Origin of the sequence: Bacteroides sp. 43_46 (assembly GCF_001915455.1) — a bacterium.
GTDB classification, from domain to species: domain Bacteria; phylum Bacteroidota; class Bacteroidia; order Bacteroidales; family Bacteroidaceae; genus Bacteroides; species Bacteroides caccae.
Map to the genome: position 1 here is coordinate 1 of NZ_MNQN01000034.1, position 14,433 is coordinate 14,433.

The following is a 14,433-nucleotide window of genomic DNA, read 5'->3' on the forward strand; positions in this document are numbered from 1 at the left end:
GTTCTGCGCGTTCATACCCTTTGCCTTTCAGGGTATTAATATGTACTACTATCGGATGCTGAATATCTTTCACTTTAGAGAAAGCCTCAACCAATGCTTCCACATTATTGCCGTCGTTCACGTACATATAATCCAATCCCATAGCCTTGAAGAAATTACATTCGCACTGACCGTTGCTGTCACGCAAATCTTTCAGGTTCTTGTAAAGACCACCGTGATTCTCGGCAATAGACATTTGATTGTCGTTGACAATAATAATCATGTTTGTACCAAGCTCCGCCACATAGTCCAATCCTTCGAATGCTTCGCCGCCACTTAAAGATCCGTCGCCTATCACGGCTATGATATTCTCATTACCGCCGGTCAGGTCGCGTCCTTTCGCCAATCCGCTAGCCAGGCTGACGGAAGTGGAAGTGTGACCGATAACAAAAAAATCATGCTTACTTTCATGTGGCTCGGAATAACCGGATACGTTGTCATACTCTGCCGGATAGAGGAAAGCATCTTTCCGTCCGGTCAGCATCTTATGCACATAACTCTGATGCGATACATCAAAAACAATCTTATCTTCCGGTGAATTGAATACATAATGTAAAGCGATAGTCGCTTCCACCATTCCAAAATTAGGTCCGAAATGCCCGCCGTGTTCACTCAACTTTTGCAGGAGTGATGCACGGATTTCATTACTTAAATCGTTGAGTTCTTGAAACGATAACTTCTTTACGTCTGCAGGAGAGTAAATATTTTCTAAATACATATCAATTTGTTTTTTTACGTTTATACCTATTATCTTTATCACACTGCAAAGATACTGCTGATTTTAGATTCGGTTTGTATATAGATTACGGATTATTTTACCTATATTACCGACCTTGGAAAATGTGACTGATGATAAACCTAAAAATAGTAGATAATATATATTGGTTTTTAGTTTCGACTTTTCTTATTTTGTTTAATGATTTTTTAGTTACTTCTCCTAATAAACTTGGCGTTCGCAAAAGCAGGAAGTTTGACTTTGGCTTCTCTGGTTTTGATACTTACTTCATTCCTTAAATAGGTTAGAATAGATATTATAGCAGATTGATAAAAAACAGAATCTGTAATTCGGGTAATAATGTCAGTAATTCATCTACATACAGTCTCTTTATTTCACCCTATTTTTGCAACGTAGAAATAGATAATCAATTATTTAATTATTAAAACGCAAGAGATATGAAACGGATTTTATTATTAACAGCTGTATTTATTATGATGCTCGGAACTAATTTTTCTTCTGCACAGACAGATGCAGATAACTTTTATAAAAGTGATTTGGTAAGTGTGAAGAAAGTTTCTTTTTCCAACCAGTATAAAATGAAGGTAGCCGGAAATCTGTTTCTGCCTAAGAACATGAAAGAAGGAGACAGATACCCTGCAATCATTGTCGGACACCCTATGGGAGCAGTCAAGGAACAGAGTGCGAACCTTTACGCAACTAAAATGGCGGAGCGGGGTTTTGTCACACTCTCCATAGACCTTTCTTTTTGGGGTGGGAGCGAAGGTGAGCCGCGTAATGCCGTTCTGCCGGAAGTTTATGCGGAAGACTTTAGCGCTGCGGTAGATTTTCTCGGTACACGTCCGTTTGTCGACCGGAATCTAATTGGTGTAATCGGTATTTGCGGCAGTGGAAGTTTCGCTATCAGTGCGGCAAAAATAGATCCTCGTCTCAAAGCCATTGCAACAATCAGCATGTATAATATGGGTACTGCCAGCCGTAGCGGATTGAAACATGCATTGACTCTGGAGCAGAGAAAACAAATTATGGCGGAAGCGGCAGAGCAGCGTTATGTTGAATTCCTGGGTGGAGAAACAAAATACACAGGTGGCACAGTGCACGAACTGACAGAAAAATCCGGCCCGATAGAACGTGAATTTTATGAATTCTACCGTACACAAAGAGGAGAATTCACACCAGAAGGAGCAACTCCTTTGACAACAACTCATCCAACCCTTTCAAGTAACGTGAAATTTATGAATTTCTATCCTTTCGCAGATATTGAAACGATTTCGCCCCGTCCCATGCTTTTCATTACCGGAGAAAATGCCCATTCGCGTGAATTCAGCGAGGATGCCTATCGACTGGCTGCCGAGCCTAAAGAACTGTATATAGTGCCCGGTGCAGGACACGTAGACCTTTACGACCGTGTAAGCCTTATACCATTCAATAAATTGGAATCTTTCTTCAAGGAATATCTGAAGAAATAAATATGAATCATTATGAAGCACTATATAATAACAATCTTCGCTATGTTGGCATTATCGGTCGGTTCCGCATCATGCAGCGAGGATGAGCCATTGCAGGGAACAGGTCAGCAGACAACCCCGAATAACGGAAATAACAACTCAGGTAATAATAACAATAATAATGAAAACGTCCCAGTGAGCAACAATCTTAAAATAACAATCGGCTCGGCTTCGTTCAATGCTACCCTGGAAAGTAATGAGACAGCAAAAGAATTCAAGAAATTACTGCCTTTGACCGTAAATATGTCCGAACTGAATGGCAATGAAAAGCTATTTTATCTACAAAATAGCTTGCCGACAGCCTCTTTCAGTCCGAGAACCATTCAAACGGGAGATTTAATGCTTTACGGTTCTACTTGCGTGGTGCTTTTTTATGAGAGCTTCTCGACTTCATATACCTATACCCGCTTGGGACGTATAACGAATCCTTCGGGACTGGCTTCCGCCGTCGGTGCAGGAAGTGTAAATGTAACTTTTGAAATAACAGACTAAAAAAATAAACTAATGGAACAAATAAGAAATCAAGAATACGGAGGCGAACGTCCTCTGTTCGCAACCCACGACCTTCAACTGGAAGATGTGACGATTCACGCTGGTGAATCCGCACTGAAAGAATGTAGTAACATCATAGCAATCAACTGTCGCTTTGAAGGAAAATATCCCTTTTGGCATACCAATGGATTTATAGTGAAGAACTGTCTCTTTACAGAAGGCGCCCGTGCTGCGCTGTGGTATTCCCAAAGTCTGCAAATGGCAGATACCTTGGTAGAAGCCCCGAAGATGTTTCGCGAAATGGACGGGATAAAACTCGAAAATGTACAGTTGCCCAACGCTTTGGAAACATTTTGGTATTGCCGTAATATAGACCTGAAGAACGTGCAGATAGACAAAGCGGATTATCTTTTCATACATAGCGAGAATATCAATATCCAAAACTACGCCCAAAACGGAAACTATTCATTCCAGTACTGTAAGAACGTGGAAATCCGTAATGCGGTTATCAACTCCAAAGATGCATTCTGGAATACGGAGAATGTAACTGTCTATGACTCCGAACTGAACGGAGAATACCTGGGCTGGCATTCTAAAAACTTACGCTTGGTAAATTGCAGGATTTCGGGCACGCAGCCACTTTGCTATGCGCATGACCTGGTCATGGAAAATTGTACAATGGCAGAGGACGCCGACCTCGCTTTCGAACACAGTAGTGTGAAAGCAACGATTAAAAGCCCGGTTCACAGCGTGAAGAATCCCCGCACGGGGAGCATTGTTGCCGAAAGTTTCGGAACAATCATCCTGGACGAGAATCTCAAAGCACCAGGGAATTGTGAATTGAAACTTTGGGACGAACTGACTTGTTTTGATTGAAATATGAAGTACAACTTCGATGAAATAATTCCACGCCGAGGTACGAATTCCTATAAATGGGATTCTGCCAGAGATGCAGATGTATTGCCGATGTGGGTAGCCGATATGGATTTCCGTACGGCTCCCCCTGTTGTGGAAGCATTGAGGAAACGGGTGGAGCATGGTATCTTGGGATATGTCCGTGTACCGGATGCATACTACGCGGCGGTGACAAACTGGTTTGCAAGGCGGCATGACTGGCAGATAGAAAAAGAATGGATTATTTATACCACGGGAGTAGTACCGGCATTGTCTGCTGTCATTAAGGCACTGACAGCCCCCGGAGATAAAGTAATGGTACAGACACCCGTATATAACTGCTTTTTCTCCTCTATCCGCAATAACGGATGCGGGATGATTGCCAATCCGCTGATTTATAGAAATGGAACCTATCAGATAGATTTTGCGGATTTGGAACAAAAAGCTGCCGACCCAAGCGTAAAGGTTCTATTGTTATGCAACCCGCACAATCCTGCCGGAAGGGTATGGACAAAGCAGGAACTTACCCGCATCGGTGACATCTGTATCCGAAATAATGTGTGGGTAGTAGCAGACGAAATCCACTGCGAACTTGTCTTCCCGGGACACACCTATATCCCTTTTGCTTCTATCTCACAAGAATTTCTGATGCACTCCGTCACTTGCACCTCGCCCAGCAAGGCCTTTAACCTGGCAGGGCTTCAAATAGCCAATATCATTTCTGCCGATACGGATATACGAACGAAAATAGACAAAGCAATCAATATCAATGAGGTTTGTGATGTGAATCCGTTCGGAGTGGAAGCGTTAATGGCCGCCTATAACGACGGTGAGGAATGGTTGGAAGAACTGAAACAATACCTGTTCGCCAATTACAATTATTTGAGGGCATACTTCGCTGAATATCTTTCTGAATTTCCAGTGTCGATGTTGGAAGGCACTTATCTGGTTTGGGCAGACTGTTCGGTACTGAATCAGTCATCGGATGAGACAGTGAAAACCTTGTTGGAGAAAGAAAAACTTTGGGTGAACGAGGGCAGCTTGTACGGAGAGGCCGGTGAAGGATTTATCCGTATTAATATCGCCTGTCCGCGACAGCAGTTGATAGAAGGATTAAACAGATTGAGGCGGGCTTTGAAATAATAAAATAATTGTCAATTTATTGAGAGTTCCTCCTTCTCACTCCCTGTAAATACGAATAAAAAGAAGTAATATGGAAAGTCAGAATCGCTCGAACAGGTAAGACGGGAAATCTGTAATAATGGTACTAACTTCTGTAATTTGTATCAGTCTTGTAAGGCTATAACTTCGTATTTTTGTGTTATTAATTTTAAAACAATTAGACTATGAACATGAAGAAATTAATTGTTACTTTAGTAGTTGCATTAATAACGTTTTTCGGATATAATTCATTAAATGCACAGAATATGAAAAAAGAAGAAGTACCTCAAAACATCAGCGCATTTCCGATAGGAGAGGAGAATGTAGGATTCAAACAATATTTTACGGGGGAATCCTGGCTGGCGCGACTGACTAGTAACAAAGACTTGAATGTCCCCATGTCCAACGTTACTTTTGAACCCGGTTGCCGCAATAACTGGCACAGCCATACGGGTGGACAAATCCTGATTGCTGTCGGTGGTGTAGGATATTATCAGGAACGTGGTAAGGCGTCACGCCGCTTGCTTCCCGGTGATGTGGTTGAAATCGCTCCGAACATAGAACATTGGCACGGTGCCGCCCCCGATAGCTGGTTCTCGCATCTGGCTATCGAATGTAATCCGCAAACCAACAAGAATATGTGGCTGGAACGTGTGAGCGACCAACAATATGCCGAAGCTACAAAAGACAACGTGGCAACCGGACTAAAAGCTACCGACCCCGAATTGGACGGAATATTTAGTAATTTTACAAAAGAAGTGCAGGAATATGGTGACTTGGATACTAAAACCCGCCTTATGGTAACCTTGGCATCCAATATAGCTTCGCAGGCACAGGCTGAATACCGTATCACACTTGAAAACGCTCTTAATGAAGGCATTACCCCGATAGAAGTGAAGGAAATCCTTTATCAGGCAGTAGCTTATGCAGGCATGGCTAAGGTGAGAGATTTTATCGGTCTTACTAATGGTATATTGCTCGCCCGTGGCGTACGCCTTCCTTTAGAGGGACAATCGGTTGTGTCATCCGAAACCCGTTTCGACAAAGGGCTGGAGTTGCAGAAATCCATTTTCGGTGAACGGATAGAACAGATGCATAAAAGCGCTCCCGAGAATCAGAAGCATATCCAGCGTTATCTCTCCGCCAATTGCTTCGGAGACTATCAGACACGTAGCGGACTGAATGTGAAGACACGTGAATTGGTTACGTTCTCTATTCTTGTTTCCTTAGGCGGTTGTGAGTCACAAGTAAAAGGACACATACAGGGAAATGTCAACGTAGGGAATAATAAAGATACGTTGCTGGCTGTCGTCACACAACTATTGCCCTACATCGGCTATCCGCGTACACTCAATGCCATAGCCTGTCTGAATGAAGTGATTCCGGAAAAGTAAAAAAAGAGCATTCCTGATGACAGGCGATTAAAACTTATCCGGGACTTGACAAACGCTTTTTTATTTCGTATATTTGTAGTCAGGAAAAGAATGAAATCAATGAATTATGGATGAAAGAATAACTGAAATATGAGTATAGAATGGATAGAAAATAGTATAATATTACAACGAACTTAGCTCATTCCCTTAGCTTATACTAAAGGATAGAACGGCAGATATACCCCAAAGGTTGCAAACTTTACAGAGTTTGCAGCCTTTTTTTGTTGCATATTATTGATGCTAAATTCGCAAATCCGGATTTTAAAGTTTATAATAAACGGAGGGGACGTTTATAATAAACGGTCGCAGTATTTATTAATAACTCAATCAACGTTCAAGTAGTAAGTTGTTGCCTTTTTTGTATTACCTTTTTCTTAAGGGTGGGAACTTTATCATTTGTGGTGATAATAATTGACATTATAGTCAGACGATTAAATCTTACAAATAGACTTTGAATGCATATTTCCCACTTTTTGGCAGGAGTCCCCAAATATTAAATAGTTGTTAATTGGAGTCTCATTCTGTGAACTAATCTTTTATATGATATGTTGTTTACTGTGAATAACGAATTTGATTATAAACTAAAGAATTAGACATGGAACACATAAAACATTTCTAATGATTTAGCAAGCAAAACATCACAGTTTAAAAACATTTGATTATGAAAAAATCTATTATTTTATTAGCTTTTGTATTGGGTGCATTTACAGCAAACGCCCAATCAGTAGTAGAAGGTACAAAGTTCACAGACAACTGGTCTGTTGAAGTAAATGCGGGAGCAATCACTCCTCTTACTCATAGCGCTTTCTTTAAGAGTATGCGTCCCGGTTTTGGAGTAGGGTTCTCAAAACAATTGACTCCTATCTTTGGTTTGGGATTCCAGGGAATGGGATATATCAACACCACTCCGAGTAAAACGGCCTTCGATGCTTCGGATGTCAGTTTATTGGGTAAAGTCAATTTGATGAACCTGTTTGCAAGTTATCAAGGCGAGCCTCGTTTGTTTGAAGTAGAAGCAGTAGCCGGAATGGGCTGGTTGCATTATTATGTAAATGGTGACGGAGATCAGAACTCATGGTCTACCCGTTTCGGATTGAACTTCAATTTCAATCTTGGTGAAACGAAAGCATGGACATTGGGAATCAAACCTGCTATCGTATATGATATGCAAGGTAGCTTTCCCGAAACAAAGAGCCGTTTCAATGCGAATAATGCAGCGTTTGAACTGACTGCAGGATTGACTTATCACTTCAAGACAAGTACCGGAAACCATTATTTCACCAAAGTAAAAGTCTACAACCAGGCGGAAATCGACGGGCTGAACTCTTCAATCAATGCTCTTCGTTCTGAAGTGAACAATAAGGACGGTGAGTTGAACACTGCCAACCGGCAAATCAACGGCTTGCAGAAAGACTTGGAAGAATGTCGTACAAAGGTAGTTCCTGTTGAAACAGTAGTCAAAACCGCTCGCGTTCCGGAATCTATCATTACTTTCAGACAAGGTCGTTCATCAGTAGACGCGTCACAGTTGCCGAATGTGGAACGTGTAGCTTCCTACATGAAGAAATATCCTGATTCAAAAGTGATTATCAAAGGATACGCTTCTCCGGAAGGAAGTGTGGAAGTCAATGCTAGAATAGCTGCCGCACGTGCGGAAGCTGTCAAGACTATCCTGGTCAATAAATACAAGATTAACGCTTCCCGTATCACTGCCGAAGGTCAGGGCGTAGGTGACATGTTTACCGAACCGGATTGGAACCGCGTAAGTATATGTACTATTGAAGATTAATACAGAAGTATAGAAACTGAATAGTAAGGGCTGCTCCGGAAAACGGGGGCAGCCCTTCTTGTTTGTATTTTCTAGTTTTGAAAGTTTAGTGTACGATTGCTTTGTACGTGGCGAAAAATAATTATTTTTGCAGACGTCGTTCATGCGTTCTTGCGCTTTGAATGGGCAAATATCAACCATTAAAAAAAGTATTATGAAAAGAGTATTCGTATTTCAAGACTTTAAGTCACAGAAATTCTGGAGTATAGATGTAGTTGGAACAGACGTAACCGTTAACTATGGCAAATTGGGAACAGACGGTCAGACACAAGTCAAAAACTACTCGACTGCTGAAGAAGCCGAAAAAGCTGCCAATAAACTTATTGCGGAGAAAACAAAGAAAGGCTATGTGGAAACAGCAGAGGAAACGGCACGCGAGATGAAAGTGGAAGCCAAGAAATACACTTTGAGTTATGATGAATACGAAAACGATGTCCGGCTATTGGATAAGATTCTGAAAGACAAGCATCTGCCCGAATATAAACAAATCACTATCGGTTGTTGGGACTATGAAGGTGAAGATTGCTCCGATTTACTGAAAGGAATACTCGAAAATAAAGATAAATTTGCACACATTGAAGGCTTGTTTTGGGGAGATATCGATCAGGAAGAACAGGAGATCTCCTGGATTGAACAGGCAGACCTCAGCCCGTTGCTCGACGCTATGCCCAAATTGAAAGACTTGAAAATAAAAGGTACGAATTGCCTGCGCCTGGGACAAACCTCACGTCCGGAATTGCGTTCACTGGAGATTATCAGTGGCGGTCTTCCTACGGAAGTCGTAGAGGATATTCTGGCGTCCGATTTTCCGAATCTGGAAAAACTGGTTCTGTATGTCGGCGTGGAAGACTACGGCTTTGAAGCTGATATTGAAATATTCCGTCCGCTTTTCTCTAAGACGCGTTTCCCGAAATTGACTTATCTTGGCATCGTGAACTCGGAAGAACAGGATGAGATTGTAAAAATGTTCCTGGAGTCGGATATCCTTCCTCAATTGGAGACAATGGATATTTCGGCAGGTGTCCTCAAAGATGAAGGTGCCCAACTCTTGCTGGACAATATGGACAAGATTGCCCATTTGAAGTTTATTAATATGCGCTACAATTATTTGAGCAAGGGCATGAAGAAGAAGTTGCAGGAACTTCCGATGAAGATTGATATTGCAGAATCGGAAGAAGCTGATGAGGACGACGGTGAAATGTGGTATTACCCGATGATTACGGAGTAGGGGAAATGCAGATAATCGTTGTCAGCAACTCTCCGTCCAAACGCATCGAATACTTTGTCGAAGCCGGCAGGAGCTTGCAGACGGGAGTCCGCTTTATGACTTACGAAGAATTGTTCAATTGCCTGCCATCATTGCGGCAGGCAGTTGTCAAACTGGAACCGTGGGTAAGCTGCGAAACGGATTTTCTGAAATATACCCTGTTTAATGACGAATACAAAACGATATTACAGCGGTTGGACGAGACGGCACTGCCTGACGATGTGCATTTCTTGAATCCGCCTCATGCATTATTGCAGGCTCTTGATAAAAAGGAAGCCAAACGGATTTTATCAGCCAATGATCTGAATGTAACTCCGATGTTGGATACTCCACATTCTTTCGATGAACTGGCGCAAGCTCTTTCCGGTTGTAGCAGGGGGTGTTTTCTGAAACCACGTTATGGTTCGGGAGCAGGTGGCATTATGGCAATCCGCTATCAGCCGCGTCAGAAGAAATGGGTGGTTTATACTACCTTGCAGAAAGTGGACAGAGTCATTCATAATACAAAACGTATTCATCGTCTGACTAAGGAGCAAGATATTCTTCCATTGGCGGAAGCGGTCATGCATACCGGGGCTATTTTGGAAGAATGGATACCTAAGGAGCAGTTGCAGGGAGAGAATTATGACCTTCGGGTAGTATCTGGAGAGGAAGAGATTGACTATGTGGTAGTCAGATGTAGCAAGGGGGGTATAACCAATCTGCACCTGAACAACAACGCACGCCTGTGGAGCGAACTTCCCTTGTCAGAAGATGTCCGTCAACGGATTTACCTCTTATGCAGGAAAGCCGTCCGCACACTGGGTTTGCGATATGGCGGAGTAGATGTACTGATAGAAAGAGGAACGGATACTCCTTATATTATTGAGGTCAACGGACAAGGCGACCACATTTACCAGGATATGTACGCTCACAATTCTATTTATACCCGACAGATAAGAACAATAAAAAAGAAATATGACCATGCAGATAGATGAACTGCCCGCTGGAGAACAAAACCAGTGTCCTGATATGGATATGAACCGGGTGGTAGGGACACATGATATACTTATGCTTTGCTTCGATACGTTGCGCTACGATGTGAGTAAAGCGGAAGAAGCTGCCGGAGGGACACCGGTTCTGAACAGTCACGGTGGTTTGTGGGAGAAAAGGCATGCGCCGGGAAATTTTACTTATCCCTCTCATTTTGCTATTTTTGCAGGCTTTCTTCCTTCGCCGGCAGAGCCTCATTCCTTGCGTAGCCGTAAATGGCTGTTTTTCCCTGTGCAGGCAGGGACGGGGCGTATCCCGCCCAAAGGCAGTTATCCGTTTACGGAAGCTACTTTCGTGCAGAGCCTTGCCAATAAGGGATATGAGACAATCTGCATAGGTGGCGTGAATTTCTTCAGCAAACGCAATGAACAGGGACGTGTGTTTCCCGGTTATTTTACGAAAAGTTACTGGCTGCCGATCTTTGGCTGTACGGCTCCTGACAGTACGGAGAAGCAGATTGATTTTGCCTTGAAGAAACTGGAGAATTACTCTGCGGACAAACGTATATTCATGTATATCAACTTTTCCGCTATCCATTACCCGAACTGTCACTATGTGAAAGGTAAAACGAAAGACGATAAGGAATCGCACGCGGCGGCATTGAGATATATCGACAGTCAGTTGCCCCGTTTGTTTGAAGTTTTTCAGAAGCGTGCCGACACACTGGTGATTGCCCTTTCCGACCACGGCACCTGCTATGGTGAAGACGGCTACGAATATCACTGCATATCCCACGAAACAGTCTACACGGTTCCTTACAAACACTTTATCCTGACGAAACAATGAATCAACCTCTATCCCGATATGTAGACTATATGTATAGTTATCCGCATAAAACGGCGTACCGTCCTTTTCCTGCTCCGGTTTCGTTGCTCCCATATTTGGAGCAACTGCAAGGCAGAAAGGCGTCACTCTACTTTCATATCCCTTTTTGTAGCCATAAATGCGGATACTGCAACTTATTCTCTTTGCAAACGAACCGTACAGAATATATCGCCACTTATCTGGACACCCTTCACAGACAGGCGCAACAACTCTCACCGCTCACTGCCGGACTGACGTTTGATAGCTTTGCCATCGGCGGCGGTACTCCGTTGCTACTGACTGTTCCGCAACTGGAACAACTAATGGCTACCGCCGCTTTGTTCGGCGTGCATCCGTCTCATGCCTTTACTTCCGTAGAGACTTCACCGGAATATGCAGACCGTCCGCGTCTCAATGTCTTGAAACAGGCGGGAGTGGCCCGCGTAAGTATCGGCATACAGAGCTTTCAGGATGAAGAACTGAAAGCTATCAAGAGGCATCCCCGGCAAAACACTATTTATCAAGCGTTGGAAGGTATTCGTCAAATGGATTTTCCCTATTTCAATATCGACTTGATTTATGGCATTAAGGGACAGACAGTAGAAAGTTTCCTCTATTCACTGGAAGAAGCGCTCCGGTTCCAGCCGAACGAACTGTTTATTTATCCGCTATATGTACGTCAGGGTACAGGTATTACCGAACGGGAACCAGATGATGTCTGTTTTCGAATGTATCGTGCTGCTTGCAAGTTATTGCAAGCAAAAGGCTTTCTGCAAACATCCATGCGGCGTTTCATTCATCATCCGTCCACTGACGCGGAAGTCTCATGTGGCGATGAAGTAATGCTTTCGTGTGGGGCGGGTGGACGCAGCTATTTGGGTGATTTACACTATGCCACCCGGTATACAGTCTGTCAGCAATGCATTGCCCGCGAGATAGACGAATATATGGCAACCACTGATTTCACCGTAGCCCGTAACGGATTTATCCTTTCTGCAAAGGAACAACAACAACGTTTTATCATCAAGAATCTGATGTACTATATGGGGATTGACAAGGCTGAATATACTCGGCGTTTTGGAGAGCCGCTTGATAGGACTCCGTTGTTCCGCCAATTGGCGGAACAGTACTGGATAGAGGAAACTCCTGAACGTATCCGGCTGACTCCCGAAGGACTTAGTTATTCCGATTATATCGGTCAGCTATTTATCACTCCGGGAATCAGGCAATTAATGGAGACTTATTCCTATTGAATGAAAATTGAGTGAAGTTTGAATGATATTTGAATGAAATGACAAACGAGGGTTCTTTACTTTCCGTCCGACGTATATACTATCGGAGCAAATTGAATGGTTGTAATTACACTTGTTCTTATTGTCCTTTTGGCAAGAAGTCTCATCCTGCATCTAAAATGCGGGACAAGCAGGCATGGAGTCGTTTTATTACCGCTATTGAGCAATGGGAAGGAGAGACTTTGCAACTATTTGTCATTCCCTATGGTGAAGCACTCATACATCGCTATTATAGGGAAGGAATCATACAGCTTGCGTCATTGCCGCAAGTTACCGGAATTTCCTGTCAGACTAATCTTTCTTTTCCTGCCGATGAATGGCTGAACGAACTCCGGACTGCTCCGGCATTGATAAATAAGATAAAAGTTTGGGCTAGCTTTCATCCGGAAATGACTTCAGTAGAGAAATTTGTCCGGCAACTTCATACGCTCCATAATGCAGGAATACAGGTTTGTGCCGGAGCTGTCGGTAACCCGTTGGCAAAAAATATACTTGCTGATTTGCGAAATACTCTTTCACCGGATATTTATCTGTTTATTAATGCCATGCAGGGGTTAAAGGCTCCATTGAGCAACGAAGATATTCGTTTTTTTACTCAACTGGATAATCTTTTCGAGTATGATTTGCGAAACGCTCCGGCTCAATGGGAGAATTGCTCAGGCGGAAGAAGTGCTTGCTTCATTGACTGGAAAGGGGATATCTTTGCCTGTCCTAGAAGTAAGGTGAAGATAGGCAATCTTTATCGGAATCAAAAGCTAGACACTTCGCTTTCTTGTCAGCGGAAAGTTTGTGATTGTTACATTGCTTTCAGTAATCTGACTAATCATCCTTTGCATTCTATAATGGGCAAAGGTACATTTTGGCGGATACCGGAGAAGCCCTTGATTACTGCCGTTTTTTTCGATGTGGACGGAACATTGACCGATGCACAAGGAAAAGTTCCGGAAAACTATGCCAATGTCTTACACTATATGGCGCAATCTGTCCCATTATATCTGGCTACTTCTTTATCAGTGGAACAGGCGCGGAGAAAATTAGGTAAGACTCTTTTCAGTTTGTTCAAAGGTGGGGCATTTGCAGACGGTGGATTATTGTTGTATGACGGGCGGAACCGATGTTTATCGGTTGAATTACTACCGGATGTAAACGGGGAATCCGCAAAGATAACGGCGCATAGCTATGAAGGCCAAGTCTATAAGTATAGCATGCTGGTTTATGAGAAAGAACAGAGGGAGAACATTCTTTCCCGATTGAAAGCAAAACCTTATCAGGTATTTTATAAGCCACCCCTTATCACAGTTGTACATAAGGAAGCCGGCAAAAAGAAAGGAGTACTCCATATATGTAAAGTTTTAGCTTTCCCTCTGGAGCAAGTATTGATTGTCGGCAACTCGCAGAAGGATTGGGAAATGATGTCGGCAGTACCCCATTCTTGTGCAGTGATGAACTCCGAACCGTTTTTGACAGAACATGCCCGCTACACGTTGAATCCCGACCGCCTGCCTGCTTTCTTCCGTTTCCGCGAATAGAAAAGCAGATAAAGTTATTGTATATCAATTTAAAGTGATTATTTTCGCAGCCTACGTTATCTAAAAACGCATCAAGTTATGAAAGTACAAAACAACATATGTGAGGGAAGTCTCATCACCAATTACCTTCCGGCGGATTACTGTGATTCTTTTTCAAAAACAATAGTGAGTGATAAAATGGTTACTCCCGAAGTATTGACGATTCTACTTCTTCTTTATTCGTCCTTTCCATAAAACGATCATGCGTTCCATTCTGAACAGAGTTGCCAAACAAATGAAATAAAGAATCTATGGATATGGACATCTATGACATTATTGACAATAAACAAACAGGCATATTAAAGATGAAAATAAAATCCAAATAAATACAACTAAATATGCTTTATATCAGTTCTTTATAGGGTAGTTATTTCTTTCA

General features: G+C 42.7%; 12 protein-coding genes. 11 read left to right on the top strand and 1 reads right to left on the bottom strand.

All coding sequences use genetic code 11. From position 1 onward, the window contains the following. The coding region (locus tag BHV72_RS03380; protein WP_286854550.1) for a 1-deoxy-D-xylulose-5-phosphate synthase N-terminal domain-containing protein at positions 1-757 on the bottom strand (757 nt) is incomplete at its 3' end. A 455-nt stretch (positions 758-1,212) separates the two neighbouring features. Here BHV72_RS03380 and BHV72_RS03385 point away from each other — a divergent pair. The 11 genes from BHV72_RS03385 to BHV72_RS03435 all read left to right on the top strand — a co-directional run bounded on the left by BHV72_RS03385 (position 1,213) and on the right by BHV72_RS03435 (position 14,015). Next, positions 1,213-2,244 carry an alpha/beta hydrolase gene (locus tag BHV72_RS03385; RefSeq protein ID WP_122264959.1) on the top strand — a complete coding sequence of 344 codons (1,032 nt, stop codon included), beginning with the start codon at positions 1,213-1,215 and terminating at the stop codon, positions 2,242-2,244. A gap of 12 nt (positions 2,245-2,256) precedes the next feature. Then, positions 2,257-2,775 (top strand): cyclophilin-like fold protein, encoded by a 519-nt coding sequence (locus BHV72_RS03390; RefSeq protein ID WP_253280419.1) that lies wholly within the window; start codon positions 2,257-2,259, stop codon positions 2,773-2,775. A gap of 12 nt (positions 2,776-2,787) precedes the next feature. Next, the gene (locus tag BHV72_RS03395; protein WP_122264958.1) at positions 2,788-3,651 is read left to right on the top strand and encodes a DUF3737 family protein; all 864 of its coding nucleotides are present in this window, start codon (positions 2,788-2,790) and stop codon (positions 3,649-3,651) included. Between the two features lie 3 nt (positions 3,652-3,654). Continuing rightward, positions 3,655-4,812, top strand: a complete 1,158-nt coding sequence (locus BHV72_RS03400) for a MalY/PatB family protein (RefSeq protein ID WP_122264957.1) — start codon at positions 3,655-3,657, stop codon at positions 4,810-4,812. A 209-nt stretch (positions 4,813-5,021) separates the two neighbouring features. Next, the gene (locus BHV72_RS03405) at positions 5,022-6,224 is read left to right on the top strand and encodes a cupin domain-containing carboxymuconolactone decarboxylase family protein (RefSeq protein WP_122295745.1); all 1,203 of its coding nucleotides are present in this window, start codon (positions 5,022-5,024) and stop codon (positions 6,222-6,224) included. 700 nt (positions 6,225-6,924) lie between these two features. Continuing rightward, positions 6,925-8,052, top strand: coding sequence for an OmpA family protein (locus BHV72_RS03410; protein WP_022042180.1), 1,128 nt, complete (start codon positions 6,925-6,927; stop codon positions 8,050-8,052). A 193-nt stretch (positions 8,053-8,245) separates the two neighbouring features. After that, on the top strand, positions 8,246-9,319 hold the full coding sequence (locus BHV72_RS03415) for an STM4015 family protein (RefSeq protein WP_032855268.1): 1,074 nt from the start codon (positions 8,246-8,248) through the stop codon (positions 9,317-9,319). A 5-nt stretch (positions 9,320-9,324) separates the two neighbouring features. Next, complete coding sequence (locus BHV72_RS03420) at positions 9,325-10,335, top strand: STM4014 family protein (protein ID WP_005681392.1); 1,011 nt, start codon at positions 9,325-9,327, stop codon at positions 10,333-10,335. After that, positions 10,322-11,176, top strand: a complete 855-nt coding sequence (locus BHV72_RS03425; protein ID WP_122134888.1) for an STM4013/SEN3800 family hydrolase — start codon at positions 10,322-10,324, stop codon at positions 11,174-11,176. The genes BHV72_RS03420 and BHV72_RS03425 overlap by 14 nt, the downstream gene beginning before the upstream one ends. Then, the gene (locus BHV72_RS03430) at positions 11,173-12,447 is read left to right on the top strand and encodes an STM4012 family radical SAM protein (RefSeq protein WP_258974106.1); all 1,275 of its coding nucleotides are present in this window, start codon (positions 11,173-11,175) and stop codon (positions 12,445-12,447) included. Before BHV72_RS03425 ends, BHV72_RS03430 begins: the two co-directional genes overlap by 4 nt. A 38-nt stretch (positions 12,448-12,485) precedes the next feature. Then, positions 12,486-14,015 (top strand): STM4011 family radical SAM protein, encoded by a 1,530-nt coding sequence (locus BHV72_RS03435; RefSeq protein WP_258974105.1) that lies wholly within the window; start codon positions 12,486-12,488, stop codon positions 14,013-14,015. Positions 14,016-14,433: the final 418 nt, after the last annotated feature.

Bases quoted from the DNA above. Each gene is read 5' to 3' on its own strand.
- BHV72_RS03410 (WP_022042180.1), top strand. From the start codon at position 6,925: ATGAAAAAATCTATTATTTTATTAGCTTTTGTATTGGGTGCATTTACA.
- BHV72_RS03405 (WP_122295745.1), top strand. From the start codon at position 5,022: ATGAAGAAATTAATTGTTACTTTAGTAGTTGCATTAATAACGTTTTTC.
- BHV72_RS03390 (WP_253280419.1), top strand. From the start codon at position 2,257: ATGAAGCACTATATAATAACAATCTTCGCTATGTTGGCATTATCGGTC.
- BHV72_RS03420 (WP_005681392.1), top strand. From the start codon at position 9,325: ATGCAGATAATCGTTGTCAGCAACTCTCCGTCCAAACGCATCGAATAC.
- BHV72_RS03395 (WP_122264958.1), top strand. From the start codon at position 2,788: ATGGAACAAATAAGAAATCAAGAATACGGAGGCGAACGTCCTCTGTTC.
- BHV72_RS03400 (WP_122264957.1), top strand. From the start codon at position 3,655: ATGAAGTACAACTTCGATGAAATAATTCCACGCCGAGGTACGAATTCC.
- BHV72_RS03435 (WP_258974105.1), top strand. From the start codon at position 12,486: ATGACAAACGAGGGTTCTTTACTTTCCGTCCGACGTATATACTATCGG.
- BHV72_RS03415 (WP_032855268.1), top strand. From the start codon at position 8,246: ATGAAAAGAGTATTCGTATTTCAAGACTTTAAGTCACAGAAATTCTGG.
- BHV72_RS03385 (WP_122264959.1), top strand. From the start codon at position 1,213: ATGAAACGGATTTTATTATTAACAGCTGTATTTATTATGATGCTCGGA.
- BHV72_RS03430 (WP_258974106.1), top strand. From the start codon at position 11,173: ATGAATCAACCTCTATCCCGATATGTAGACTATATGTATAGTTATCCG.
- BHV72_RS03425 (WP_122134888.1), top strand. From the start codon at position 10,322: ATGCAGATAGATGAACTGCCCGCTGGAGAACAAAACCAGTGTCCTGAT.